This is a genomic window from Guptibacillus hwajinpoensis, assembly GCF_020524165.1.
GTDB classification, from domain to species: Bacteria; Bacillota; Bacilli; order Bacillales; family Guptibacillaceae; genus Guptibacillus; species Guptibacillus hwajinpoensis_D.
The window spans coordinates 801058-826675 of the sequence record NZ_JAIVKU010000004.1; the positions used below are offsets into that span (position 1 = coordinate 801058).

General features: G+C 38.7%; 30 protein-coding genes. 5 read left to right on the top strand and 25 right to left on the bottom strand.

Annotated features, from left to right (window positions below; all coding sequences use genetic code 11):
• The first annotated feature begins 15 nt into the window (after positions 1–15).
• From LC090_RS11115 to LC090_RS11125, 3 genes are read left to right on the top strand one after another with little or no spacing between them, the layout of a single operon-like run.
• On the top strand, positions 16–825 hold the full coding sequence (locus LC090_RS11115) for a carotenoid biosynthesis protein (RefSeq protein WP_226658073.1): 810 nt from the start codon (positions 16–18) through the stop codon (positions 823–825).
• Entirely contained in the window at positions 825–1937 is a 1113-nt protein-coding gene (locus LC090_RS11120; protein ID WP_226658075.1) for a glycosyltransferase, read from the top strand. The genes LC090_RS11115 and LC090_RS11120 overlap by 1 nt, the downstream gene beginning before the upstream one ends.
• The gene (locus LC090_RS11125) at positions 1934–3397 is read left to right on the top strand and encodes a phytoene desaturase family protein (RefSeq protein ID WP_226658078.1); all 1464 of its coding nucleotides are present in this window, start codon (positions 1934–1936) and stop codon (positions 3395–3397) included. Before LC090_RS11120 ends, LC090_RS11125 begins: the two co-directional genes overlap by 4 nt.
• A gap of 78 nt (positions 3398–3475) precedes the next feature.
• Here LC090_RS11125 and LC090_RS11130 read toward each other — a convergent pair whose 3' ends face one another.
• The 8 genes from LC090_RS11130 to LC090_RS11165 all read right to left on the bottom strand — a co-directional run bounded on the left by LC090_RS11130 (position 3476) and on the right by LC090_RS11165 (position 9247).
• Positions 3476–4126: a Type 1 glutamine amidotransferase-like domain-containing protein gene (locus tag LC090_RS11130; protein ID WP_226658081.1), complete on the bottom strand. Its 651-nt coding sequence runs from the start codon at positions 4124–4126 to the stop codon at positions 3476–3478.
• 40 nt (positions 4127–4166) lie between these two features.
• Complete coding sequence (locus LC090_RS11135) at positions 4167–4589, bottom strand: helix-hairpin-helix domain-containing protein (protein WP_226658083.1); 423 nt, start codon at positions 4587–4589, stop codon at positions 4167–4169.
• A 34-nt stretch (positions 4590–4623) separates the two neighbouring features.
• Complete coding sequence (locus LC090_RS11140; RefSeq protein WP_226658086.1) at positions 4624–4971, bottom strand: VOC family protein; 348 nt, start codon at positions 4969–4971, stop codon at positions 4624–4626.
• Positions 4972–5030: 59 nt separating this feature from the next.
• Entirely contained in the window at positions 5031–5426 is a 396-nt protein-coding gene (locus tag LC090_RS11145) for a VOC family protein (RefSeq protein ID WP_226658089.1), read from the bottom strand.
• A gap of 53 nt (positions 5427–5479) precedes the next feature.
• A complete protein-coding gene (locus tag LC090_RS11150) occupies positions 5480–6478 on the bottom strand; it encodes an LCP family protein (protein WP_226658091.1) in 999 nt (332 codons plus the stop codon).
• A 57-nt stretch (positions 6479–6535) separates the two neighbouring features.
• Complete coding sequence (locus LC090_RS11155) at positions 6536–7897, bottom strand: polysaccharide deacetylase family protein (RefSeq protein WP_226658092.1); 1362 nt, start codon at positions 7895–7897, stop codon at positions 6536–6538.
• A gap of 116 nt (positions 7898–8013) precedes the next feature.
• Positions 8014–8547: an AAA family ATPase gene (locus LC090_RS11160; protein ID WP_226658455.1), complete on the bottom strand. Its 534-nt coding sequence runs from the start codon at positions 8545–8547 to the stop codon at positions 8014–8016.
• An 82-nt stretch (positions 8548–8629) separates the two neighbouring features.
• On the bottom strand, positions 8630–9247 hold the full coding sequence (locus LC090_RS11165; protein WP_226658093.1) for an HAD family hydrolase: 618 nt from the start codon (positions 9245–9247) through the stop codon (positions 8630–8632).
• A gap of 329 nt (positions 9248–9576) precedes the next feature.
• Here LC090_RS11165 and LC090_RS11170 point away from each other — a divergent pair, with 329 nt between their 5' ends.
• Entirely contained in the window at positions 9577–9735 is a 159-nt protein-coding gene (locus LC090_RS11170; RefSeq protein WP_226658094.1) for a hypothetical protein, read from the top strand.
• 80 nt (positions 9736–9815) lie between these two features.
• On the opposite strand, the gene LC090_RS11175 is transcribed toward LC090_RS11170, so the two are convergent.
• The 13 genes from LC090_RS11175 to LC090_RS11235 all read right to left on the bottom strand — a co-directional run bounded on the left by LC090_RS11175 (position 9816) and on the right by LC090_RS11235 (position 20431).
• Positions 9816–10232: an HIT family protein gene (locus LC090_RS11175; RefSeq protein ID WP_226658095.1), complete on the bottom strand. Its 417-nt coding sequence runs from the start codon at positions 10230–10232 to the stop codon at positions 9816–9818.
• A gap of 1 nt (position 10233) precedes the next feature.
• Entirely contained in the window at positions 10234–11061 is an 828-nt protein-coding gene (locus tag LC090_RS11180; RefSeq protein ID WP_226658096.1) for a DUF817 domain-containing protein, read from the bottom strand.
• Between the two features lie 23 nt (positions 11062–11084).
• Entirely contained in the window at positions 11085–11309 is a 225-nt protein-coding gene (locus tag LC090_RS11185; protein ID WP_226658097.1) for a helix-turn-helix domain-containing protein, read from the bottom strand.
• Between the two features lie 10 nt (positions 11310–11319).
• A complete protein-coding gene (locus tag LC090_RS11190; RefSeq protein WP_226658099.1) occupies positions 11320–11799 on the bottom strand; it encodes a DUF2975 domain-containing protein in 480 nt (159 codons plus the stop codon).
• Positions 11800–11979: 180 nt separating this feature from the next.
• Positions 11980–12519: a GNAT family N-acetyltransferase gene (locus tag LC090_RS11195; protein ID WP_226658102.1), complete on the bottom strand. Its 540-nt coding sequence runs from the start codon at positions 12517–12519 to the stop codon at positions 11980–11982.
• Between the two features lie 44 nt (positions 12520–12563).
• The gene (locus tag LC090_RS11200) at positions 12564–13319 is read right to left on the bottom strand and encodes an AAA family ATPase (protein ID WP_226658104.1); all 756 of its coding nucleotides are present in this window, start codon (positions 13317–13319) and stop codon (positions 12564–12566) included.
• A gap of 285 nt (positions 13320–13604) precedes the next feature.
• Positions 13605–14537: an alpha/beta hydrolase gene (locus LC090_RS11205; RefSeq protein ID WP_226658106.1), complete on the bottom strand. Its 933-nt coding sequence runs from the start codon at positions 14535–14537 to the stop codon at positions 13605–13607.
• 29 nt (positions 14538–14566) lie between these two features.
• Complete coding sequence (locus tag LC090_RS11210; RefSeq protein WP_226658108.1) at positions 14567–15124, bottom strand: GNAT family N-acetyltransferase; 558 nt, start codon at positions 15122–15124, stop codon at positions 14567–14569.
• A gap of 20 nt (positions 15125–15144) precedes the next feature.
• A complete protein-coding gene (locus LC090_RS11215; protein WP_226658110.1) occupies positions 15145–15876 on the bottom strand; it encodes an alpha/beta hydrolase family protein in 732 nt (243 codons plus the stop codon).
• Positions 15877–16035: 159 nt separating this feature from the next.
• Positions 16036–16872: a phytoene/squalene synthase family protein gene (locus LC090_RS11220; RefSeq protein WP_226658113.1), complete on the bottom strand. Its 837-nt coding sequence runs from the start codon at positions 16870–16872 to the stop codon at positions 16036–16038.
• Positions 16873–16879: 7 nt separating this feature from the next.
• A complete protein-coding gene (locus LC090_RS11225) occupies positions 16880–18316 on the bottom strand; it encodes a phytoene desaturase family protein (protein ID WP_226658116.1) in 1437 nt (478 codons plus the stop codon).
• Positions 18313–19812 (bottom strand): phytoene desaturase family protein, encoded by a 1500-nt coding sequence (locus tag LC090_RS11230; RefSeq protein ID WP_226658119.1) that lies wholly within the window; start codon positions 19810–19812, stop codon positions 18313–18315. The genes LC090_RS11225 and LC090_RS11230 overlap by 4 nt, the downstream gene beginning before the upstream one ends.
• A gap of 175 nt (positions 19813–19987) precedes the next feature.
• Entirely contained in the window at positions 19988–20431 is a 444-nt protein-coding gene (locus LC090_RS11235; RefSeq protein WP_369522746.1) for a metallophosphoesterase family protein, read from the bottom strand.
• 46 nt (positions 20432–20477) lie between these two features.
• Between LC090_RS11235 and LC090_RS11240 the strand changes: the two genes are divergently transcribed.
• A complete protein-coding gene (locus LC090_RS11240; protein WP_226658122.1) occupies positions 20478–20972 on the top strand; it encodes a L,D-transpeptidase family protein in 495 nt (164 codons plus the stop codon).
• A gap of 50 nt (positions 20973–21022) precedes the next feature.
• Here LC090_RS11240 and LC090_RS11245 read toward each other — a convergent pair whose 3' ends face one another.
• The 4 genes from LC090_RS11245 to LC090_RS11260 form a co-directional block, all read right to left on the bottom strand.
• Positions 21023–21805 carry a serine hydrolase gene (locus LC090_RS11245; RefSeq protein ID WP_226658125.1) on the bottom strand — a complete coding sequence of 261 codons (783 nt, stop codon included), beginning with the start codon at positions 21803–21805 and terminating at the stop codon, positions 21023–21025.
• Complete coding sequence (locus LC090_RS11250) at positions 21805–22713, bottom strand: NlpC/P60 family protein (RefSeq protein WP_226658128.1); 909 nt, start codon at positions 22711–22713, stop codon at positions 21805–21807. The genes LC090_RS11245 and LC090_RS11250 overlap by 1 nt, the downstream gene beginning before the upstream one ends.
• Positions 22700–23800, bottom strand: coding sequence for a dipeptide epimerase (locus tag LC090_RS11255; RefSeq protein WP_226658130.1), 1101 nt, complete (start codon positions 23798–23800; stop codon positions 22700–22702). The genes LC090_RS11250 and LC090_RS11255 overlap by 14 nt, the downstream gene beginning before the upstream one ends.
• A 152-nt stretch (positions 23801–23952) precedes the next feature.
• The gene (locus LC090_RS11260) at positions 23953–25584 is read right to left on the bottom strand and encodes a peptide ABC transporter substrate-binding protein (RefSeq protein WP_226658133.1); all 1632 of its coding nucleotides are present in this window, start codon (positions 25582–25584) and stop codon (positions 23953–23955) included.
• Positions 25585–25618: the final 34 nt, after the last annotated feature.

Sequence of the window (25618 nt, forward strand, 5' to 3'; positions counted from 1 at the left end):
AAGGACCTTCGCAGCATGAAATCGGATAACCTGATTTTTCGACTTTTTATTTTTTGGTACTGTTGCGGGTTGGTTCTCGTAGGATTCGACCTGCTACCTCCTTTTTTAAATTGGGCAAACGCCTTCTTCCTTATACTATGTGGGATATTAGGAAGTCTTTATTTATTCCGTACTTTCGGACCATTTCGGGGGCTATTATATGCCTCCTTTATCTTTGTGTTTAGTATGATCGCAGAAGGTCTCGGCGTTCATTATGGCTTAATCTTCGGTCAATATGATTATTCAGGCGAGTTTGGTTTTAAAATAGCTGAGGTTCCTATTGGAATTGGATTTGCCTGGATTATGGTAATCGCCGTTACCCAGGTGCTTTCCATGCAATTAATCGAGAAGATGAAACAAGGATACATGAGATGGCTAGCTTATGCTCTAGTAGGGGCTCTGATTGCAGTTTTAATTGATTTAATTATTGATCCTGTCGCTTATTTAGTGAAAGGGTACTGGGGTTGGGAAGGTGAGGGCGTGTATTATGACGTTCCTTTTCAAAACTTTACCGGGTGGTTCTGGGTATCATTCTTTTTCCATCTGTTACTCTATCCCCTTTATCTGCGAAATAAAGTTTCAGATAAAACTTCTTTTATCTTATGGAAAAATCGTATGGCGATGTTGTTTGGAATGGTAATGGGGATGTTCATTTTCTTAGCATTACTAGACGGGCTCTGGCTTGCCTGTTTGTTAACATCCCTTCCAACATTCTTACTTTTACTCATATATAAGATGAAAATAAATCAAAATAGCCAAGCGACAGTGGAAGAGGTGATTGTCTGATGCTACTTATCTATATATGGACCCTTGGCTTATTTCTATTTTGGACGATCATTAATTCACTGTTCATGCCGCGCCTTAAGAAGACGGGGGACGAGAATGGGCTTGTATCCATTCTTGTCCCCCTTCGTGATGAGGAACGAAATGTGAAAGGCCTTGTTCATAGTTTTAAAAAGCTTACCTATCATAATTTTGAAGTCCTCTTTCTTGATGATCACTCTAGTGACCAAACCTTACGTTTACTTCAAAAGCATACAAAGAACGATACTCGCTTTACTATTCTTAAAGGAAACGTGCTTCCAGAAGGTTGGACAGGTAAAGTGTATGCATGCCATCAGCTTAGCGAGCATGCTAGAGGTGAGTATTTGTTGTTCAATGATGCTGATCTTCGATTATCACCTGATGCTGTTCAAGCATCACTTGCGTTAATGAAAAGGAAACGCGCTTCGATGCTTACGGGCTTCCCAGCTTTTCCAGTCAGCCTGTTTCTAGAAAAATTACTCGTGCCACTACAACACTTTGTTGTCTTTTTCCATCTTCCTTTAGCACCAGCAAACAAAACAACGCTTCCATCCTTCACAGCAGCTCATGGGGCATTTATTATGGTTCATAAGGAAACCTACAAACAGGTTGGTGGTCATAATACCATTCGAGACACGCTGCTTGATGATATTGATTTGGCGAAAGCATTTAAAAGGAAAGGAAAGCATGTGCTTCTTGCTAATATTACTAAGATGGTCACGTGCTATATGTATCAAACGAATCGTGAAGTTTGGAATGGCTTCACCAAAAATTTATTTCCAGGTCTTGGTCGATCTCGTTTTCTAATTGCCGTACTTTTTTTATTTTATGGTTGCTTTTATGTTGGACCACTCGTATTCTTTCTAATTGGACTTTATACAACTTTTACAGATTCATTTCAATTCAATTTATTTATTCCCTACCTTCTTATTGTTTTACAAAAGGCGTGGATTGATGTGAAAACCAATCAAAGAGTTACATTATCTTTCTTCATGCCACTTAGTGCTATTGCATTTATGATGCTTCTCATTCACTCTATGCGTACAGGATTAAAACAGAAAGGGTATGTTTGGAAAGGAAGAACGTATTCATGAAAACAGTTGCCATAGTTGGAGCAGGTCTAGGTGGACTTTCAGCTTCTATTAAACTAGCTAGCAAAGGATACAATGTTCACGTATTTGATAAAAATGCTTATACCGGTGGGAAAATGATGCCTGTCGAAATGGGAACATATCACTTTGACTTTGGGCCAAATACGATGACCATGCCAGAAGTATTTGATTCGATATTTGAAGAGGCAAACCTTAATCCTCGGGATTTTTATAGTTGGATTAAACTCGATCATCATACGAAAAACGTCGATTATGATGGGCAATCGTTTATGATGAGTACTGATGAAACATTTATGAAAGACCAGCTACATAAACTTGACCCGTTTGCCTCAGAAAATTATCAGCACTACTTAAAGGAGATCGAACGACTTTACCATTTATCTAAGAACTCGTTCTTTCCCAAAATGTTTACAAATTGGAAAGATTACTTGTCTCCCAGTTTATTTAACGCGGTTGTTCAAGTTCGTCCACTTGAAAAAATGAATCATTTTCACGAGCGATATTTTAAACATCCGCTTCTCCTTAAAGCTTTTAATCGTTATTCAACTTATATCGGCTCTTCTCCTTTTCATTCACCGGCAACGTTTGCCATGATTGGGTACTTGGAGATGGTACAAGGGGTTTATTATGTTAAAGGTGGAAATACAAAGCTTGCAGAAAGTCTTGAACGAGCAGCAAAGCAACTTGGCGTTACTTTTCATCTTAATACAGAGGTAACGAGCATTGATGTTGAGAAGAAAAAAGCAAGTCGGATTAAAACAGCTACGAATACGTATCCGATCGACTATGCCATTATTAATGGAGACTTACTGCAAGTCTATCCTGCGCTTGTAGCGGAGAAAAATCGTCCTTCACTGCCTAATAAAAAAATCGAGCGATCCTCACCCTCTATTTCAGCTTTTGTCATAATGGCCGGACTTTCGACGAAGCTACCGAATCTGACGCACCATCAAGTCTATTTCTCAAAAGATTATTCAAAAGAGTTTAAAACGCTATTCAACGGAATGTGGCCAGAGGATCCAACCATTTATATTTCAAATTCTTCCGTTTCTGACCCTTCCGTTTCTCCAGACGGAGATAATCTCTTTATTCTAGTGAATGCTCCTCCTCTTACAAAAAAGAGTGGCATCTCATTAGAAGACTATAAAGAAAAGATCTATCAACGATTGGAAACAAAGGGGCTACCTATTCGAGATCACCTCGTTGTCGAAAAGGTCATCGGTCCTGAAGAGATTAAGAAAAAGTTTCATGCTTTCAGAGGTGCACTCTATGGCATTTCCTCTAACTCATTAAAAAACAGCTTTCTTCGCCCGTCGAATCAATCGAAGGATATACCAAACCTCTACTTCGCTGGAGGAAGTACGCATCCTGGTGGCGGTTCACCGATGGTCGTCATTAGCGGAAAAAACGTTGCGGAGCGAATTATTCAAGAAAGTGAATAGCGTAACAGAAAAAAGGGAAAGCTGTGTTACACACAGCTTTCCCTTTACTTAATAAAGCATCTTATAAGAGAACAATTTTCATCCCCCAATCACTTGAACATTACCGATCATCCGGATCGAATCTCCATCAACCATTAGCCCATCTCCATCATTGGCGCAGTATATTTTCTTTTTCTTTCTTTCCGAATATTCCTTTACCTCTTGTTTAAAGGCATCATTCCAACGATTGTAGTGAGGTAGAAATTCAAAATCTACTAACTTTAAAGTTTCAGAAGACTTTTTTGCAGACCCTATAAATAAATGAAATAAGTTAATAGACTGCCCTAGTAAAACGGCTCCCCCACTTACCCCTACAATGATTCCTCCGCTCTGTACATAATCCAACAATACTTGATCCATGCTACGGTTTCTAATGGCATTTCCAAATTCGATCGGGTTACCCGCCGAGAGATGAATGATGTCACATTGAAACAATTCCTTTATTTTCAATGAAGTAAAATCAGCATACAAATCAAAAAACAAGATATCGGTTACACCATAATTCTGATAATACTGAACTTTTGTTTGAAAATACTGTTTATCCTTGTCCTCCGTGGAAGGGATATATCCTACTTTAATCGTTTTCAAGTCCAATCCCTCAAACAGCAATGAATCCAAACGTTGATTTCCAGGAGAGTCATTGACTTGGTCACTATAGAAAAACAATTTTCCGATACTCGTTTTTTCCATTTTCTTCTTCCTATTCATACCAAGCTGTTTTAGGTCTATCCTATGGATAACCTATTTTTGCTCTGTGGTTTTTTCGTTCATCAGTGAAATCGAACCACCTTTTATCACTAGTCGGGTGATTCGCATAGTGAATCACACAACGAATTTGATCTTCAACACAAGCGTCTGTCCAAACGCCTAAACATTGTTCTAACTCATTAAATAGATCGCTACCATTCTGATTTTTCATTTCATTCAATGAATAGATTTTTAATGTCGAGACCAATTTGTCGGCTAAATGAAACCCAATAGACGGAACCGATTGAAAATCAGCTAATCCTTTATACACTTTTGCCTTATCAATTGATAGGTGCAAGATTTGAGCGATTTCTGATGTGCTAATCGTATGTATTTCACTGATTTTCACTTTGGCTTTTCTAAGTTGCATTCTTTCATTTTGTGTTAGGGGTAATGTTGGATTCATCCCCTTCCCCCTTTCTCATGATCTACTCTCTTTGTCACTCACTGAAAAAACATACTTGCAGTTTATTGTCATCAGGATCAAAAAAGTCGAAGTAATGATTATCACCGTCATGAAAAATGTTACCTGTATGAACGTCATGATCCTTTAGTTTTTTGTAGGTTTCTTCAATATCTTTCGAGTACAAAATAGGATAACTTTGATTCGAATGAGGGTTTGTTTCTCCCTCTTCGATGGTTAAAGGTACACTCCCACTCCCGACGCTTAATACGCGGTATCCTTCTCCCTTAAAGACCACTTTCAATCCTAATGAGTCTTCATACCATTGGGTTGATTTCTCTATATTTCTCACTCTCAGACAAAATGTATCGATTCTCTCAAACATCCATTGACCTCCTGAAGAAATGGTATCGATTTATGAAATCTGATAAAACAAAAAAGTTATTATTCTCCCTTTTGAATGATCGGCTTTAATTGTTGCTCTTCTTCATTCTTATTGACATATTCAAAAAAACCAAGGCGGTTTCCCCATGGATCCGTAAATGTTCCCCACTTTACTGGAACTTCTGACCTTGAATGGATCTCGAATCTTTCTATATTTAGCTCGTTCATTAATCGAGTTCTTTCAGCTAATATATCGGTCACTCCTAACCGCAACGGTCCATTTCCCTCTGTTACCTGCCCTTCTGCAACTTGTAGCCAACATCCTGGTAGTAGTTCCCACTCTGCAAATCCATCATGAGGAATAAAATCTGGTTTCTTATTTAAAAACTTCTCATACCACTGACTTCCTTCTTTCATGTTTGAAACCCGAACTTGGGTAGTCATTTCAAAAACCATTCTTAGTACCTCCTAAATGTTGTTACCGTTCAATTCATTTCACAAACTTTAAATCACGATAACTTCATAAAGTTTTTTAACTCCTTTTTCAAAATTTCCAACTGTTTTATATCGGGTATAAAGTAAGACGGACCTGCGACGTCAGGTGTCGTGCCTACAATTTCATTTGTTTCAATTGACGTTGAACTCAGTGTTGGAAACTTTCTCTGTAAAGCAAGCATTTCGCCTGGCTTTAAGTTAGTCTCAACGTTATTTTTTAACACGTCAGAGATCTCATTGATTTCAAAGATCGTGTCACCTGACTTGATTTCATCAACCGTTGCTTTAATAAACTGCCTTTGCCGTTGGTCTCTTGAATAAACAGTATTGACATCTCGCTTACGCATTCTTACAAATGCGAGCGCTTCTTCACCATTCATTTTGGTGATTCCTTCATCGAAATAGATACGATCATTTGAGTAATAATTCTTCTCCCAAAAAGGGTATTTCACATCTACCTCTACGCCACCTATGGCATCAACAATGTCATGAAACCCATCAAAATCAACCGCAATGTACTTATCGATCGGTATTTCTAAAAGATCTTCCACCGTTTCTACAGCTAGCTTTTTGGCTCCGTACTTTGTTAGGTAACCGTATGTATAAGCAGCGTTAATTTTATGCATGCCAGCAAACTCAGAACCCACTTTCTCTCCTGGGACTTCCACTTTCGTATCCCTTGGAATGCTCGTCATTGTTACATCCTTTGATTTAGGATCGAGGGTTAATACAATTTGGGTATCTGCTCGCCCTCCCTTTCCATAAGAAGAATAATTTTCAATCCCTAGAAGAAGAATTGAAATGGGTTCATTTCCAATATCCACTTTTGTATCCCTTAATTCAGACATATCATTATCACGTTCAAGTTCGCTATAAGACTCCTTTGCGGTATCATATACTTGAAATCCTATATAACTGCAAGCTCCAATAACAATGAACAATAAGGAAAATATTCCAATAAATATTTTCCTCTTACGCCTTTTTCTTCGGCTGTTGGATAGTCGATTTTTCATCACGCTCCACCTATTCTTTCTTAATTTGAATCTTGAACACTAATAGCTATGATTCTCTTAGCTCTTTCCATAATCAGTACCCGCACTATATTTTTCCTGAGTTAATAGCAATTGTGAAACAGTCAAAAAATGATAACCTTCCTCTTTAAGTGTCGTTATGAGTTTTGGAAGTGCCTCGGCAGTAGTTGGATGCACATCATGCAAAAGAATGATCGAACCTGACACAACCTCCTTAAGCACCACCTCGTTGATCGCCTTCGCATTTTTACTTTTCCAATCTCTTGAATCGACTGACCATAGAATAAGAGAAGAACCGTTTATTTTAGCAACTTGTTCGACTTCTGAATTCATCTCTCCATAAGGAGGTCTTATAAGCGTAGGAGTTTGCCCAGTCGCTTTCTCAATCTCTTGACGAGAGTTGAGAACCTCTTTGACTAATTGTGACTTTTCTAACTTTGTCAGATTAATATGCCGGTCGGTGTGATTTCCAATCTCATGACCATCTTGAGCAACTTTCGCAGCAAGAGAAGGATGCTTTTCCACTTGACTCCCTAACATAAAAAAAGTTGCTTTCGCATCATGCTGCTTCAATATTTTCAGCACGCGAGGCGTCACGTCAGGATTGGGCCCATCATCAAAAGTAAGGGCAACGTATTTTTCTCCAGATTTAAGGATTGATCGTTCACGTTGAGCTGCCCTTTTTTCTTCTAGAGGTATTTTGATTTCAATCGTACCCGTTTTATTTTCAGTTATTTTTGATTTCTCCATATAGATGATTAGCGAGGTTTCGCTTACCAACCAGTTCCATGTATTTGGCTCTTGCAAAACGTTATTAAGTTTTTGATTGATTAGATCATTTTTAATCTTATCATTCTGTTTTAATTGTTCTTTAAGGTTCGAACGAATTGCATCTAATGTTTCCCCATAATTCGTTAACAAATCTGTTAGTTGTAAGCGTTCATGAGTGGCATTCATCGTAAACATTTTTACATAATTTTCACCTGAAACCTTATTTACTAAATGATAAGAATGAAAAATCAAACTCGTTGTATCGTTCGCTCCTTTTTTCGCATCAACTTGAATCGTTAAATGAGCACGATAACCTGAACCAAGATTGTCTTTTTCAGCTTTCACTTCAGAAAGAAAAGTTTCTTTTTGATTCGTGACCCACTCCTGAATTGCTTCTGCAAGGGAAGAATTTTCAATAACGGGGGTATTAATCAGCATCGTATAACGATCCGTTTCTTCTGTATCTTGCTTAAATTCGATCGTAGTCTCTGCCTTATCTTTCGATTGAACACCCTTTGCACTGCTATCCCCTACCCACTTTCCAATTCCGATAACGATGAAAATTCCTAATAGGATAAGAACCACCCAACCAGGCCATTTTATCCGCTTGAAAGGCAACCTTTTAAACATATGTTTCCATCCTCTTTCATTTCAACTATGAGAAGCTTAATAACGGAAGCATCCACATTGTTTAAGATTGTAACGTTTTCATATGTAGGTTTCACTTAGATGTCGATCCAACAAGGTCATTTACTTTGTTCTTTTAAACGTATTCTTAGGGTAATCTCTTCCATTATGGCAGGTATGCTCAAATATTCCGTCGAGATCAATTCTCCTAAAGGGTATCTCTCGAATGCATCGATACAAGAATCCGTTTGGTGAAAGCACCATGCCCCTTCTTCTTCACCTCGATTAAATAGCCTTGTAACAATGGTATCTTTACTCGCTGTTAAGCAAAAAGCATAAATAGTCTCATCCCACTTGTTCAAACCGTTAAAAATGTATTGAAAGTAATTGGGGTTTCTAATTGTCATGGGAACGATTAAGTTTATGTTATAGCGTGTGATTAAACGAGCAGCTGTTTCGACAGTCAGCTCTGTCCACAACTTCAGATCTTGAAAATCATCTGATTTAGCTTCTTTTAACTGCACTTCTTCTGGAATAATGTTTCGTAACATCATTCCGATTGTTTCTGGATCATAAATCATACTATTGTCGACCTTTTTTAATAGAGCTTGTGCAACGGTCGTTTTTCCTACACCGAAAGCTCCATTTAACATGATAATCACTAGTCTTCCACCTCATTTTCTTTTAAATCAAACGCGAATAGCATTAGGTTAGAATTTCTTTTCAACTAAAGCTTTAGTAGAATTTCGACAGCGCAATAAACGCTTCAATCTCATCATCGTATTCTGATACGTCACCAAATCCGTATTTCGCATAGATGAAAGGAATCCTAGCGTATCTTGCTGCTTTTAAATCACCTTCTGTATCCCCTACATAAATAGGGGCTGAGAGATTGTTTCGCTCAATAATAAGATTAATATTCTCCCCTTTTGACAGTCCTGTTCTTCCAGGATTTTCATAGTCTTGAAAGTACTTTCCAAGTCTATGAGACGCATAAAAAGATTCGATGTACCCGTCCTGACAATTACTAACGATATAGAGTTGGTATGTTTGAGAGAGTTTGTTCAACACCTTCTCAACCTGAGGATAAAGAAAGCCACCATACTTTTCTAGATATCCCTGTTCAACTGCGCAACACTCAGTGATTACCTGAGTGCGGACATCTTCTGATAAATAAGGAAACAGTTTTAAACTGATATCGTGCATTTGCAATCCCATCGTTCCTTCAAAATCAGTCCGCGTGAGTTTTTTAGTGATTTGAGAATATTCTTTGAGACGACTATTCCAAGCCAGTAACACAGTATCAATTGGATCCCAAATCGTTCCGTCTAAATCGAAGATAATACTATCCATATTAAAATCTCCATATAAATTCAAGACATCGCTTCCTTTACGCTTCAGCTGTTTCCACCATATTTCTGAACTGGCTCATCCTAACCAAAAATAAATTTCAATAATTTCCAAATCTCTAATGCCAATTATTTCAAAAAAAGCACAATAATACAATCCATTAATTCATTATTAAAAAACTAACTTATCTTATAATTGATCAGTTAGGATGCCTTCAGTAATTATTTTTAGCCCAGGCGCGACAGCGATAACATCTTTCTCAAACGCATTGGATAAACCTCAATCTTATTTGTGAATAATATGTATCTATAACTAAAAAATGGAGGGTTTGTATGAAACAGAATCAACAACCTAAAGAAAAGTTGGGGTCTCTCATGAAACCAAATTTTGCTGGAACTGATGCACAAAAAGTAAAACAAGAAATCAAAAAAGATGTAAGGATGGGACAAGGGGCAATGACGTCCCGAGAGGCTGGAGCTATGCGAGATTAAGAAATTTTGCTCTTTCTCATGACTTGATTTAACAAAAAGACCATCTGTGAATCAGTCACATGATGGTCTTTTCCTATCTATTATAGCTCCTTCCTTAATTGGAATCTGGTTTCCGCCAATCTACTTTTCGCTTTTCCATTATCCAGATCCTCTTCATAATAAAATGGCTGACCCTGGAATCTCGGAATAAGATGCATATGATAATGGCCCAGATCGTTAAATTGACCACCATTTTGACAGATGCTAATGCCATCTGGTGCGTAAGTTTGTTTGATCGCTTTAGAGAGTTTCATGGAAGCTACCATAATGGCATTGGCGGTAATCTCGTCTAACTCTTCCAAATCCATAAAATGGTTTTTAGGAATAATCAACATATGACCTTCATTAAACGGTTCGATATCCAGAATACAAGTGATGATATCATTTTCGTATACAACATGAGCTGGTTCTGTATGATTGGCTAAATTGCATCCTAAGCATGTTTGTTTGGAAGTCATCTTACCTATCCTTTCTTTGTGACAATGAAACATCAGGATTAACATATGGACGAAATTTCTTTAAACGATGAGGATTAGTTTTTACTTGCTTTAACGTTGCTACAATCAAAAAGCTGACAATTACGAGTAGCAGCCAAGAACTTACTTTTCCCAGGTGAACGAGACTCCAAGCATCTGTTTGGTTTGGGTATTCCCAAGCACCAAAGAAAGTTGCGACGTTTTCTGCAATCCATATAAAAAATCCAATTAGAAAAAAGGAGAGTGCAATTGGCATCCTGTATCTACTTCCATTGACCTCGTACTTGACTCTTGAGTTCCAGAATACAATAATGACGAGAAATGATAACCACCAGCGCACATCCAACCAATAATGGTGTGTGAAGAAATTTAAGTAGATGGCTGCAGAAAGAGGAACGACTATCCAATTTGACGGCCAGTGGATAAGCTGAACACGCAACCTTCTCCATGCCTGACACAGATAGCTTGCAACACTAGCATACATAAAACCACTATATAAAGGGACTCCCAGAATTTTTGTGTAACCTTCGCCAGGATATGACCAGGAACCCATGTGTACCTTAAACAGTTCAAGCGCCAAGCCAATCATATGAAACAATGTTATAACCTTTAATTCATCAACTGTTTCAAGACCTGATCGGACCATCACCCACTGCATCAACAGACAAATGATTAGTAGCCAATCATAGCGTGGTAGAAACGGTAATGGTAAGACTTGGGTTATCGCTAAGGAAGCAAAAATAATAACAGGAAACAAACAGGAAAGTGCCTGCTCCACTCCAAATGAAGTGAGTTGTTTAATCAGCCTCATTAGGTGTTTCTCCAATAGCAAATTTATCCCTCATAGTGGTTCTCATCACTTCTATATTCCAAAATGTCTCCTGGCTGGCAATCTAATGCTTTGCAAATCGCTTCTAACGTAGAAAAGCGCACTGCCTTAGCCTTCCCATTTTTTAAGATCGAAAGATTCGCCATTGTGATCCCCACTTTTCCGGAAAGTTCTGTTACACTCATTTTCCTTTTAGCAAGCATGACATCAATATTAATAATAATTGCCATCTTATTCACCTCATACTGTTAAATCATTTTCAGATTTAATCTCAATGGCACTTTTTACTAATTTTTGAAGAACCGCTGTAAATACAGCAATGACAAATGAAGCAAAAATAAATACAAGACCAATTAAGATTACACCTGGAGCATCATCTTTCTCTCCGATAAGATAGAAAAACGGCATCACCACTAGATAAACACTACTTATCGCAACGGCACACCATTTAATCACTCGTAAAGCATGAACTGATCGTGGCGAGAACGCGTCATTTTTATCAATTAAACTTAACAGTCTTAGTGCCTGATATAGCGCGATAAAAAAGGGGATTGCAGCCACGTACATCCCGATTAATACAGGATAAACCAAAGAAGCGAAGGCTGAATTGGTCAACACTTCTTTCGCCATCCACGGAAGTGCAAACAAGCATAGCAATAAAACCGCTATTCCAAGTAAAAGGACAGTTAGCCTTAAAAAATACGTGGATCCTCGATTCACTATAAACACCTCACTTTGTTATTGTTTTATTGTAAAACAACATTTATCGAAAAACAATAATTATTTATTCCTTATAGTTATTTAATTATCGTCCGTCTACAATAAATGAAAAAAGAACCCCATTCACAATGAGATCCCCTTAGAAATTTTCACATAATCCTTTTTAATTCACCCCTTATCTTACTCCCATTCACGCGATAAGAGACTATACAAAATGGTATCATGGAAATGGTCGTATAAATATTCCCCATCTCGAATGACTCCATCTTGCTTAAAACCAATCCGTTCAGGAATTGCTCTACTTTTCTTATTTTCAACCCCACACTGGATCTCAATCCGGTTCAAATCATACTCTTGAAACGCCTGGTCAATCAGTCCCTTAACAGCAGTTGTCATAATACCGTTCCCCTGAAAGTTTTCTGCCAACCAATAGCCGATGCTTGCTTTTTTATTTGACCAATCGATGCCATGAAAACCGACCATGCCTGCTAGTTTTCCATTGTACAAAATTCCCGCTTGATATCCATCATGCGAAGAAAATTGTTTTAACCACATTTCGATCACCGGTTCATAGTCCTTCTCGTTCTTCATCTGGTCAACCCACGGAAGCCACTCCCGTAAATATTCTCTAGATTCGTCTACTAATGCAAAGACTTCTTTCGCATCTTCCATTTCAAGTAATTTCAATGATACTTCGTCATTTAATCGCATATGAAACATTCTATCCCCGCCTTTTCATCATGATAAAAACTCCGATTAACTTCTTACCTTTCATCCTTAAGCAAGTGATGCATCAGACGATCCTTATCATCAAAAAATTGCTTCATTGTTATGTAATGATCGGTTTCTTCAACGTTCACCTCACGCATTCCCTTTTCTTTTAACTGAAGAATTTTAGCCTCAGGGTAACTCATTAATATTGGGGAATGAGTTGAGATAATCAGCTGCGAACCTCCTTGAACAAGCTCATGCATCCTCGTTAACATTGAAAGCTGTCTAATGGGGGAAAGAGCCGCTTCAGGCTCATCAAGGATGTATAATCCTTCTCCCCTAAACCGATACATAAATGTGGCAAAGAACGATTCTCCATGAGATTGCTCGTGAAGCGATCTCCCTCCATACGAATCGATGATCCTTGGGCCTAGCCCTTCTCGATCAAGTTCTTCAATCGTTGTCGCCAGATTGTAATACGTTTCTGCACGAAAAAAGAATAAATCATCTGGTTTATGTACGCCCTTAGTTACTTTAAGCAAATGATGCAAATTCGAATGGGAAGCATAACTTGAAAAGGTAAAATTTTGCGTTCCCCCTTCTGGATTTATTCCTAGCGCAGCTGCAATCCCTTCAAGTAGCGTTGATTTTCCCATACCATTCTCACCCACGATGTATGTGACATTCGGGTGAAAGATTAGCTTCTCTTGAAGCAATTGAACAGCTGGTAATGAGAAGGGAAATTCATTCTCTTCCAGTTTATTTAAATGGACACTTCGAACATATTGGGTTTCTTCCGTTAACTTCACTTATCCTTCCCCCTAAATGATCCAATAACTCTAGTAAGCTACTATTACAGAAGTTATAAACAGGCTTCAGTTGATTAGAGTAGGTATCTATGAATTTAATGTAGTAAACACCGCTCCACTTAAGTATTAAAAACTTGAAATTCTTTTCTTATATAACAGGGGAAACAGTATAGCAGTTGAATGTTAAATTTCAACTTTTCTAGGATCTAAACAATTAATAGACTTGTTACATTCGATAAATGACTCAACCTTATCTTTCAAACTTTGTTTAAATTGCATACCTTCTTACTCCTTGTTCGATATAAATTGTAAAGCGCGCTGTAACCATTCATTGAACGCTTCTGGATATTCGTGGTCCAAACCGCTAATGATCTTCAATTCATGTGCAATGCCTTTTTCTTCTAATAAGTCTGACAAAGCTTTTGAACCTTCAAGACAATCATCGTCTTGATCGCCACAGATAATATACCCGCTTATCTTCAAATTTTGTAACGAGGTGATTGCCTCTTTCCATTCATCAATTTCAGGAAGCCATGGCGCGACGAAAATAAATCCAGTTGGGGAAATACGCCCATCGATCATTGCTTTCAAAGCAACACGGCACCCTGCCGAAAATCCTCCAATCAGAAAAGTATTAGCTGTAAGGGCTTTAGCATGGTTTTCTATTTCTTGCACACCTTTCTCTACATCTTCCCATTCATAAGCATCAGAGAATTGAATTTGAGAGGATTGTGGAAAAGCAAGCGAATGATTTTGTGTCGCTGGGCGACTCCATACCAAAGACGTCATCTCGGCATTTTCTTGATCACCATGTAACGCCATTAATACAGGCTTGTCCTTAGACATTCCCCCATTGAGTAGGGTTAACTTCGGCTCTGCTTCCTTCTTTGCAACTTCTTCTCTTGTTTTACAAAGTTCAACTAGCTTTTGGAAATCTTCAAAAGAACGAATGGAATTTAAATCTTCGTCCTGTTGTAAGTATTCATACTCATACCAGTAGCCATGATCAAGTATTGCCTCTTTCATGAGGTTCAAAGCTTCTTCTTTTAGGTCTGAAGCTGCCGCCAGCGAATATTGGAAGTTATAAAGTTGAGCTTTATTCCCAGTCACATTTTCTGCATGTTCTTTCATAAATTGATAAGCTTCCAAGCTACCATTCTTTTCGTAAATCGCTATCGTTTCATTTAATAAACGTGTATAAGATAATTTTTTCATCATATCCTCCAATTTCCTTCTCAAATCTACCTTTATATGTAAGTGATCTCCCATTCCTTGCGAAGAATGCCCATCTTAATTGCATCATAGTAGTGGCCTTCTACCATTCGAGCATCTCGAATACGCGCTTCTTCTTTCATACCAACTTTATTTGCCACTTTCATCATTCGTATATTTCCTGACCAAGTAGACATCCCAATTCGGTGAAGTTTTGTAGAGCGAAAGAGGAAGTCAATCCATTCTTTATACGCTTCATAACCGTATCCACCATTCCAATAGAGGGGATTGTATATGACAATTCCTGTCTCTAGCCAGTTCGTGTACTTATCGACCCAATAAGATCCGACCGTTCCGATCACTTCTCCATCAACTTCTATTACAAGCGTACTTGGAACGCCGGGATAAATATCGGAATCGTTTTTCCATTCATTTCGGTATTCTACTCTTGAGAGTTTTTTTTCTTTAATGTAGGGGCCATTCCACTTCTTTGCTTCCTGATTCATCTCTTCATACTTCCAATAGTATAACGTGTTTATATCTTCCCATGTTGCTTCTCTTAAGATCACTTTCTTCTTTTCAATATGTATCAATGTCACGCTCTCCTTTCTCGTTACTTTTTTAAGTTGGTTTGATGGGACGCTTGAATTTCTAGCCAGCTTAATAAATCACTTTCCATTAACGCTGTAAATTCATGGGCGACATTTTTGTACCGTTTCATTTTCACCTTTTTTTCCGATTTAGTTAAATAAGCATAATACGCTTCTTGTCCTTTAATGGATACAACGTGATCTTTTTCACCGTGTAACAGGAGAATCTCGCCATTTCCATGAGCATGACTGGTTGGATCATACTTTTTAAGCATACCTTCTTCTTCAATCGTAAGAGGATTTCGCTTTGCAGCTAGACGGAATAAACGCTCTGAAGTAATGAAGGAGCCTGACCCGCTAATACTTGCTAAGCCTTTTAGCTCGGTAGTTGCAAAAATGCCACTCGCTATAAATCCACCCATAGAAATCCCAGTTACCACTGTATTTTCCTTTATTATGTTTGAACGATTTAACCAAGTATGACATTCGTCTATACTCTGACAAATCACTTTCCAAAAATATGTTTCGACCACTTTCTGATGATATGGATTAGGAAGAGGACTTCTTTCGTCATGATGTATGAGTTCTGGAATAATGACTGTAAAACCCTTTCTAGCCATTGATGTAGCATACTCCAGATACTTTAATGCACTGCTTCCCCAGCCATGGTAAAGGATAATCGACATGATTGAAGGTGTAGTGGGTGGTGGTTTAACGAGAAAATATGAGAAATCCCCTTCGTTTTTTTTAATCATATGATTCACCTGAACTTCAATAAAATAGAGAGATTACTCCTTATCTCCCTTTAGATTCGCACTCATCTAATCATTTCAAATTTTCACAAATCTTACAACTCTTTTTTATTCGTCTCATTTAAACAAAAAACTCACCTTTAAGTAAAGGTGAGTTTTTTGCTAGTTTCCAGCGATTCCTGATAAGAGAGCTTCTTTTTCTTTATCTGAAACAAATGCCCGCTGTTGAAAAACGTCGTGATCCTTTTTCCGAATAGATTGCAAGATCGCTTTATAAAAAACAGCCGAGCTTTTCACTGGAAGCCTTGAATCTAAAGGATAATGATGCATCGCTGAAAAAGCATGTTCATAATGCCATTCAGCTCGAGAGGCTAGCGATTCCCATACATTCACAAAAGCCTCATTCTTCGTTCGATTCATTAAATCATCAACGTGATAACCTAATTTCGTCATCTCTTCGATTGGCAAATAGATTCGATCACGATCAAGATCTTCTGAAATATCCCTTAATATATTCGTAATCTGCATGCCAAGACCTAGTGAAATCGCACTCTCTCGTAGCTGATCTACCTTTTGTGGAGCTAGAATAGGGAGAAGCATAAGACCTACAGTGCTAGCTACATGGTAAGAATAATGTTCAAGTTCATCAACCGTATAATATCTAGTTTTGTATAAGTCCATTTCTTGACCTGCAATCATATCATGGAAAGCTTTTGCTTCCATTGGATAGTTATGAAAGACATCTTCAAGTGCAAGCCACATCGGATCTGTTTGCGGGATTTGTCCATTCAAAAAAGAGGCAAATTCAGAACGAAAGACGGTTAGTTCTGCTTCAGGATTTGTGCCTTCATCAATGATGTCATCAACCTGTCTGCAAAAGCCATATACAGCCCAAACGGCGTTCCTCTTAGCACGTGGCAATAAGGAGAAAGCTTTATAAAAGGTTTTGGAATGCTGTTTAATAATGGCTTCACAGTGTGCATAGGATTGTTCAAGCATCTTTCGTTCACACCCTTTCAATTTCTTTTACAAGAAGATCCGCTCCTTGCATCACAATAGGAATTCCACCTCCAGGATGGATTGACGCGCCAACTGCATAAAGATTGTCATATTTAAAAGGTTTTACCTGTGGTCTAAAGGCACCGGATTGTGTCAGCGTCGGTGCGATGCCAAAACTTCCTCCTTTGTACAATCCTTCCACCTCTGCATCTTCAGGTGTTCGAATCTCCATCCATTCGATTGCCTCTCGTAAACCTGGAAATCCTCGTGTTTCAAGAAGGTCAATCATTCTTGAAGCTACGCGTTCCTTTTCATTCCAACGGATCGAACCCCCTGAAGGGACGGGAATAAGGACGTACAATACACCTTTACCAGGAGGAGCAAGGGTCTCATCAATTCGAGAAGGATGGAATGTATAAATAGCTGGTTGGTCAGTCAGTTGACCGCTTTGAAAAACGTCTTTCATATGTGAAGAAAAATCATCTGTCATAAAAAATTGATGAACATCTGCATGCTCATACACTCGGTCAAGACCCATGTAAAGGAGCAGACAACCAGAAGACGCTTTGTATTTCTTTTTCGGTGCTTTCACATCTTTTATCAGGTGCTTGATCATCGGGAAATCCCCATTATACACTACTTTATCATAATAATGTTCTCCACTAGAGGTCCGAATTCCTTTACACGCTTTGCCTTCCAATAGAAGTTCCTCCACATTGGATTCTAGATGAACAGGAATATTTTGAAGTTGAAGATGTTTTTCTAGTACAGTAATAAGACTTGCATATCCTCCTTTGATATACCATATTCCATGTTCATACTCGCTAAAAGGAACGAGGGAGTAGAGGGCGGGAGAAGCAGATGGATTGCCACCTATATAAAGCGTTTGTAAGGAAAATGCATCTTGTAATCGCTTATCCGTAAAGTAATCTGATACTTGCGATTGAACTGATTGATAAGCTTTTAATTCAAGAAGGAGTTTAATATTCCCGGGTGTAAAGAAATCCTTCCGTTTCACAAAGGATTGTTCAAGAAAGGCGGCTTTTCCTTTTTTGAATCGCTCACGCATATCTTCTAGGTAAGACAGAAAGTGCTGTTCTTCACCAGGAAACATCCGTGTTATTTCTTCAAGCTGCTTCTTAAGGTCACTCGTTTTCGTAAACGTTTCCCCGTTAGGATAAATCATTCGATATAACGGATCACATCTAATCATCTCAACTTCTTCTCTCGGAATTCCTGCCTTATCTAAAAACTCATAAATCATTTCCGGAAGAAGGACAATTGTTGGTCCTTTATCAATCTTAAATCCATCTTTCTCGATAAATGCAAGTCTTCCACCTAACGAAGATGCTTTTTCATGTATTTCAACTTTGAACCCCTTCTGGGAAAGAAGGAGCGCAGAAAGCATGCCACCTATGCCCCCGCCGACAATACCAATGGTCATTTCACACTCTCCAATGTCGTTTGATTATGAAGCATTCTGCTTGTGATCCTTGCAGACTCCATAATTGTAGGAAGACCACTCCCAGGGTGAGTTCCTCCGCCAACGAGCCAGCAGTGATCCAACTCTTTAAATTGATTCGGTGGCCTGAAATACATCATTTGAGGAAGGTTATGTGCAAGGTTGAATGTTGCACCTTTATACACGCTTAAATCCATCTCCCAGTCAGTTGGTGTGTACATTTCTTCTACTTCGATGTGGCGTTCAATATTCTTAAACCCTGTTCTTTGTTCAAGTTGATCAAGAACTAACCTTCTAAAATCGCCTTTTCGCTCTTCCCAATCAACTAAACTAAAATTATTTGGAACTGGTGCAAGAATATAAATAGAAGATTTACCGTTCGGCGCTAGCGTATCATCTGTCACAGAAGCATTCTGAACATAAATAGACGGGTCTTCTGAAAGAATTTTTTGTTTTGTTAGTTCTTCAACATTCTTCTTGTAATCCGATGAGAAGATGATGGAATGGTGAGGTAAATCGTATTTCTTATCAACACCAAGATAAAGCATGAAAGCAGAACAAGAGTACTTTTTCTGTTCCATTTTTTCAGGAGTATACTTTTTCACAGATCCCGATGGAATGAGATGATTCACTGCATGAGCAAAGTCAGCATTAATAATCACTTCTTCTGCATAATCTACTGAACCATCTTCAAGTTCTACTCCTTTCACTGTTTTTCCCTCAAGCAAAAGCTGCTTGACACCTTTATTCGTATGCACTTCTCCGCCTTCTTCTATTACCACCTTAGCCATTGCTTCTGGAATTTGATTTAATCCTCCGATTGGATGAAAGATTCCGTAAGCATGTTCCATATAAGATAATATGGTAAATGCACCAGGACACTCCCATGGTGACATTCCGAGGTACTTTGCCTGAAATGTAAAAGACAATCGTAACCGTTCATCTCTAAAATACTGTGAAAGACGTTTATAAACACTATCCGTTACCGTTAACTTTGGTAGTGCTTTGACGAATCTCCATCGTCCATAATCAAGGAGAGAATCATGTTTGTTTTGAAGAATAGGCATCAGCGCTTCGAATTTCTCTTTTTCTTCTTTCATAAAGCGTCTATACCCTTCACCGTCTCCAGGAAAAGTTTGCTCAATTCTTCGCACCATTTCATCCTGATCGCGCGTAGGATAAAAAGAAACGTCTTCGAATTTCAATTCATACATTGGATCAACCTCGATCAAATTGAGATAATCATGTACATTCCGTCCAGATTCTTCAAACATTTCTTCAAGAATATGCGGCATGTTAAGGAAGGTTGGTCCTCTATCAAAGCGATAGCCGTCTCGCTCAAAACCCGAGGTTCTACCACCGATATAGGATTGTTTCTCATACACTGTAACCGAGTGACCTTTACTAGCTAGAAGCATCGCCGCCGTCAAGCCTCCTGGACCTGCACCGATTACAATAACTCGTTTTTTTATTGACATGATTCGTACCCCTTCCATCCGCATATGAAACTTCGCACATATGTTATACAAACATTATACATACTAGCCGCATTTAGTTCAACAATTTATGCACAAAAGCATGTTTTTAACGTATTGCCCTATTTTTTCAGAAAGAAAACATGTTCAATTTGAAGAGGATGATTTCGTTTTACGGTTAATTTACCGAAGGAGTAATGAGATTGTTTACGTTTATCTGAAGTGAACCAGGATTAAAGAGTAGTTTTCCCTCATACTCTTTATGAAGAGGAATATGTGAATGACCAAAAAGAATTAATTCTACTTCATCATTAACGAATTGAGCTATCGCTCTTTTTTCAGTTGTTTTTCCTTTTCCATGTCCATGGGTGATGCCGATCAGATGAGACTCGAGTTCCAAGACAAGTTTCTCATTAAAATTTTCAATAAAAAAAGCTTCGTCAACATTGCCATAAACTCCTGTTACCGGTGCGTATGACTTTAATTCTTCATAAACTTGTTTTGACTGCCAATCCCCTAAATGAATAATGAGATCTGCCTGTGATAATTCTTTTCTTAACACTTCCGGAAGTTGTTGTGCCATACGTGGCATATGCGTATCTGAAATGATGATAACATTCACGGCTTCCATTCCCTTCGTCAATCGATTGTTTTAAGGAGGTTTCGTTGTGCAACACATTGTAAAACCAGGTGAATCGTTGTCTTCTATTAGCGGTGATTACCGCGTTTCTGTACATCAAATTATAATGGCGAATACCTTTTCTAACCCAAACCTAATCTATCCGGGGCAGTTGATTGAAATTCCTGGATACCCGGAACCTAGTACAATACCTTATTCGGTTTATATCTCTTTAACAAACCGAACACTCACACTTCAAAAAAATGGATCTCCTGTAAAGGTATACCCTGTTGGTGTTGGCCGTATGCTGCACGATACGCCATCTGGAGAGTTTATTATTATTAATAAAGCACCGAATCCCGGTGGTCCTTTTGGAACAATGTGGATGAGTATTTCGAAGATTCATTACGGCATTCATGGGACAAATGATCCGTCCTCGATTGGGAAGTACGTATCAAGAGGCTGTATCAGAATGTATAATCAAGATGTAGAGGAACTTGCCAACACGGTTCCCATTGGCACAGCCGTTACGATCGGACGTTAAAGCCAGATAAAAGACGCTGTCCTCATTTGGACAGCGTCTTTTATCAACAATCACTGGTAAAAGTCATACAGCAACCTACCTGCATTGGCAATCGCTTCTCGACCATACCGATTTTCCAATAATCCTGCAGTTAAAAAGGCATAAATCACCGGTCCTTTCGTTGTCAAAAGAATGCCTGCGTCATGTTCCACACCTTTAAGTTCACCAGTTTTATGAGCAAGAATGTTTTCTTTCATACTAGGAATTTTACTAGGGAATTTATCTTTAAACTGCTGCTGTAAAAGGACATCAATTCCCCACTCCATTGAAGCTTCTGATAATAAATGGTGAGAGACATATTCACGCAAAAGGATAGCGGTGTCTTTCCCGCTCATCATATTGTCCTTCCCATCTTTGAGAGCATTTCGATCCATCATCTTTCTCATTAGCTTTGAATGAAAGGCTCCCGCTTTCTTCATCGTGTGATTAATATTACGCTCGCCAACTAAATCGATAAGCTGATTCGTTGCGGAGTTATCCGAAGAAATGATCATGAGTTTGAGAAGGTCGGATAAAGTCCATTGATGGTCAATCGAAAGGAGCGTAATAACCCCTGCTCCACCGACATGATTGACAGCATCTATCTTAACAACCTGTTCTAAAGATAATTGTTTATCATCGACTTGTCTCAGTGCTTCAAGCATAATAGCGATTTTGATAATGCTTGCCGAGGATACTGGCTGATCCGCTTGTAACGCGACCTCACCATCAGGCGCTATGATCGATATCGATTGATTCCCTTCAAGACCATGAAAACACTCTAAGATTTTCTCTTTCACCTGTTCAAACTGCATCAACTCTTCCCCCAGTATCGTGCAACACCACACAATTCTTCTTCGTATAGTGTTCCTTTAAGTGGTGTGATTTCAATAAATCGCCCCGTACTAGGAGAATGAATCATTTTTCCTTCACCATAGTAAATGCCTACGTGGTGAACGGATCCTTTCCCATGTTCATATGCAAAAAAGAGCAAATCTCCTTTTTCCCATTTTCCTTCTTCCACTTTGTTTCCTCCGTTTAACTGGTCATGAGCATCTCGGGGAATCGTACAGCCAATGGCTCGAGCCATATTATAGCTAAACCCTGAACAGTCATAACCGTAGGAAGACATCCCTCCCCATAAATAGAGAAGACCAATAAACTTTTCAGCTTCTTGAACAAGCTCATCTCCTGTTCCAACTTGCTCTTTCTTTTTACAAAGTGTTACATCTTCCTTATTTAATCGTCCCTCACCATGAGGGGTCCAAACAATGTAATCTAGCTTTCGTTCTTCTTTAATAGGAAGAATGGTTTGGTAGCTTAATTGCAACTCGCTGTTATCACTTGAATCAATTAATTTAACGGCATGTTTATTTGTCGAAACACGTGGTGACCGATCATCAGGTAAGCGATCGGATAATTGCACCGTTGGGATCCATCCTGGATATCCTCTTTCATCTTTTGATGAAGGTTGTGATGGCACTAGAACATATGACCAATTTCCACGTTGATCAAGTACAATGACTTGTTCACCATATAAAACCTGAGATTGAATATGGTTTTGATCACATAACTCAAGCCTTTCAGTGTACGATAACGGCTCTAACCAATCGATTAGCTGGACAGGATTTGTTAGGGCATTCTTATCCATTGATCGTGCTTTCTCTGGTGATGTCCATAACGTTGCAACTGCTACAGCAATCGTTTTTTTAACTGTTTCCAATTGTCATCCCACCCTTTTCAATCGTGTGAATTCCTAATCCATGATCTTCTGTTAATGTCATAACATTTTTTGTATAGTGAACGCCACCATATACATTGTCGTGTCCGAGCATAAGTGGAGCATCGAAATCAAATCGAGTAATGTTTCGCTGACTTGCAGCAAAATGAGCGGCTGCTGTGATGCCTACACGTGATTCAATCATACTCCCCACCATACACTCCATCCCAGCGGTCTCTGCGAGTGCATTAATTTTAAGCGCTTGATGTATCCCACCTGATTTCATCAACTTAATATTGATAAGATCGCTTGCACGCATCTGAATCACCTGAAGGGCATCCTGAGGTGAAAAAACACTTTCATCTGCCATAATTGGAGTTAATACAGCATCAGTGACTTTCTTCAGTCCCTCTAAATCTTTTCGATGTACTGGCTGCTCAACCAGTTCTATATTAAGTCCTTCCTCCTCCATCTGGCGAATCGAATAAATGGCTTCCTTAGGTGTCCAGCCCTGGTTGGCATCGAGTCGGATAGACGCCTTGTTTTGAATCCGTTTTCTAATTGCTCTAATGCGATTGATATCATTTTGGATTGTATCTTTACCAACTTTTACTTTTAAAATGGTAAATCCATCTTCTATGTATTGCGCTGCATCATTTGACATTTCACTAGAATCATTCACGCTTACTGTGTAGTCCGTTTCCATCGTGTTCCGATACCCACCTAAAAATTGATATAAAGGAAGATGACTTTTTTTCGAAACAAGATCATAAATCGCCATATCTACTGCTGCTTTTGCACTTGTATTTCCTACTAACGCGTGATGGAGCTGATGAAAAATTGATTCATAGTCTGTAAGGTTCATTCCCATTAGTTTAGGTTTGATCACTTGTTGAATTGCTGCATCAATACTAGCTAGACTCTCCCCTGTAATCACTACCGTTGGAGGTGCTTCTCCAAAACCAACCAAATCTCCTGCCGTCATTTTCACCATCACTGCTTCGGCCTCAGTAACGGTACGAAGAGCCGTCTTAAATGGTTTTTTTAAGGGAACAGATACACAAAATGTTTCAATGTTCGTGATCTTCATTCGTATTCTCCTTTTCATAAGAACATGATTAGTTGCAACCAATTACCGCTCATTACGTTCATTCTAACAATGATGAATCTAGAACTATAGTCCTTTTACTTAATTACTCTAAAAGAAGAGCCCGGTTTATAATAAACCGGGCTCCCTTTTTTTTACTTGATATCCGCCCATTTCAATTCCATGTACCCTACAGGGTGACGAACAATACCCGTCACATCTTCGTTCTGAAGATAAACCTGATTGTAGAAGTGAATCGGGAAGATCGGCATTTCTTCGAACAAAAGTTCTTCTGCATCGTGCATGTATTCAAAACGTTTTGCTTCGTCTGTTTCTTCTTTTGCCTTAGCGATTAAGGAATCATATTCCTCATTACTCCATCCTGTACGGTTCATTGAATGGTCCGTTTGGAAACTTTCAAGGAAATTAATCGGATCTCCGTAATCAGCTAGGAATGAACTTCTTGAAAACTGCAAGTTTAACTGTTTTTGCTCATCCGAGAAAACGTTCCATTCCTGGTTTGCAAGTTCAACATCTACTCCTAGAACTTCTTTGTACATTTGTTGGAGCGTTTCTGCAATCTTTTTATGATCATCACTTGTATTATACGTTAGAGTTACTGCAGGAAGTTGATCATACCCTTCTTCTTCCATACCTTTTTCAAGTAGCTCTTTTGCTTGATCTGCATCTGTCGTGACGAGATCACCACCTACTTCTCTAAAATCGCCGCCTGACGCATCTTCAAATCCATATGCGACAAAACCGTAAGCTGGTTTTTCTTCGTTTTTCGTTACAAATTCAACGATTTTCTGCTGATCAACTGCCATTGCAAAAGCTTTTCGAATATTTTCATTCTGGAAAGGCTCCATTTCAAGATTGAAACGATAGAAGTATGTGCCTGACTGATCCTCTACTTGAGCTTTACCATCGCTGAAAAGCTCTTCACTTAAGTCAGCTGGTACATCAGAAGTATGAAGTTCACCTGTTTTATACATTTGATACTCTGTATTCGTATCATCAACCATAGCCCAGTTTACTTGATCAAGTTTTACATTATCAGCATCCCAATAGTTTTCATTCTTACTAAACTCAAACTCTGAATCATGCTCCCATTTTGTTAATTTAAATGGTCCATTACTAACATACGTATCTGCTTCCGTGTGCCATTCAGGATTTTCTTCAACAGTCGCTTTATGAACAGGGAAGAAAGCAGGGTTTGAAATCAGATTAGGAAAGAAAGCAACTGGGCTCTCAAGCGTTACTTCAAACGTTGTTTCATCGACTGCCTTCACCATCATATCTTCTTCTGAGCCTTCTCCAGTATTAAATGCTTCAGCACCTTCAATGAAGTAAGAGAGAAACGCGGCTGGAGATGCCGTATCAGGATTTGCTAGTCGCTTCCATGCATATTCAAAATCTTCAGCAGTAACTGGTTCACCATTCGACCACTTTGCATCTTCACGTAAGTGGAACGTATACGTTTTTCCATCTTCCGATTTCTCCCACTCTTTTGCAGCAGCTGGCTGAGGTTGATCCGCATCGTCAAGACGTGTTAAACCTTCCATTAAGTTATTTAACGCATTCCACGATACGCTATCAAACCCAATTGGTGGATCAAAAGAAGTTGGTTCACTTCCATTGTTTAACTTAAGTACCTTCGTACCGTCTTCTTGCTTAGCATCGTCACTTCCTGAATTTGAATTTGATGAGCTATTTTCCGTTGTTGTACATCCAACGATTCCAATCAGAAGCAACAAGGAAAGTAGCACTGTTACGATTTTCTTCAAATAAATTTCCCCCTTATGGATTAGTTATCAGTGA

Bases quoted from the DNA above. Each gene is read 5' to 3' on its own strand.
- LC090_RS11115 (WP_226658073.1), top strand. From the start codon at position 16: ATGAAATCGGATAACCTGATTTTTCGACTTTTTATTTTTTGGTACTGT.
- LC090_RS11120 (WP_226658075.1), top strand. From the start codon at position 825: ATGCTACTTATCTATATATGGACCCTTGGCTTATTTCTATTTTGGACG.
- LC090_RS11125 (WP_226658078.1), top strand. From the start codon at position 1,934: ATGAAAACAGTTGCCATAGTTGGAGCAGGTCTAGGTGGACTTTCAGCT.
- LC090_RS11130 (WP_226658081.1), bottom strand. From the start codon at position 4,126: ATGGAAAAAACGAGTATCGGAAAATTGTTTTTCTATAGTGACCAAGTC.
- LC090_RS11135 (WP_226658083.1), bottom strand. From the start codon at position 4,589: ATGAATCCAACATTACCCCTAACACAAAATGAAAGAATGCAACTTAGA.
- LC090_RS11140 (WP_226658086.1), bottom strand. From the start codon at position 4,971: ATGTTTGAGAGAATCGATACATTTTGTCTGAGAGTGAGAAATATAGAG.
- LC090_RS11145 (WP_226658089.1), bottom strand. From the start codon at position 5,426: ATGGTTTTTGAAATGACTACCCAAGTTCGGGTTTCAAACATGAAAGAA.
- LC090_RS11150 (WP_226658091.1), bottom strand. From the start codon at position 6,478: ATGAAAAATCGACTATCCAACAGCCGAAGAAAAAGGCGTAAGAGGAAA.
- LC090_RS11155 (WP_226658092.1), bottom strand. From the start codon at position 7,897: ATGTTTAAAAGGTTGCCTTTCAAGCGGATAAAATGGCCTGGTTGGGTG.
- LC090_RS11160 (WP_226658455.1), bottom strand. From the start codon at position 8,547: ATGTTAAATGGAGCTTTCGGTGTAGGAAAAACGACCGTTGCACAAGCT.
- LC090_RS11165 (WP_226658093.1), bottom strand. From the start codon at position 9,247: ATGGATAGTATTATCTTCGATTTAGACGGAACGATTTGGGATCCAATT.
- LC090_RS11170 (WP_226658094.1), top strand. From the start codon at position 9,577: ATGAAACAGAATCAACAACCTAAAGAAAAGTTGGGGTCTCTCATGAAA.
- LC090_RS11175 (WP_226658095.1), bottom strand. From the start codon at position 10,232: ATGACTTCCAAACAAACATGCTTAGGATGCAATTTAGCCAATCATACA.
- LC090_RS11180 (WP_226658096.1), bottom strand. From the start codon at position 11,061: ATGAGGCTGATTAAACAACTCACTTCATTTGGAGTGGAGCAGGCACTT.
- LC090_RS11185 (WP_226658097.1), bottom strand. From the start codon at position 11,309: ATGGCAATTATTATTAATATTGATGTCATGCTTGCTAAAAGGAAAATG.
- LC090_RS11195 (WP_226658102.1), bottom strand. From the start codon at position 12,519: ATGTTTCATATGCGATTAAATGACGAAGTATCATTGAAATTACTTGAA.
- LC090_RS11205 (WP_226658106.1), bottom strand. From the start codon at position 14,537: ATGATGAAAAAATTATCTTATACACGTTTATTAAATGAAACGATAGCG.
- LC090_RS11215 (WP_226658110.1), bottom strand. From the start codon at position 15,876: ATGATTAAAAAAAACGAAGGGGATTTCTCATATTTTCTCGTTAAACCA.
- LC090_RS11220 (WP_226658113.1), bottom strand. From the start codon at position 16,872: ATGCTTGAACAATCCTATGCACACTGTGAAGCCATTATTAAACAGCAT.
- LC090_RS11225 (WP_226658116.1), bottom strand. From the start codon at position 18,316: ATGACCATTGGTATTGTCGGCGGGGGCATAGGTGGCATGCTTTCTGCG.
- LC090_RS11230 (WP_226658119.1), bottom strand. From the start codon at position 19,812: ATGTCAATAAAAAAACGAGTTATTGTAATCGGTGCAGGTCCAGGAGGC.
- LC090_RS11245 (WP_226658125.1), bottom strand. From the start codon at position 21,805: ATGCAGTTTGAACAGGTGAAAGAGAAAATCTTAGAGTGTTTTCATGGT.
- LC090_RS11255 (WP_226658130.1), bottom strand. From the start codon at position 23,800: ATGAAGATCACGAACATTGAAACATTTTGTGTATCTGTTCCCTTAAAA.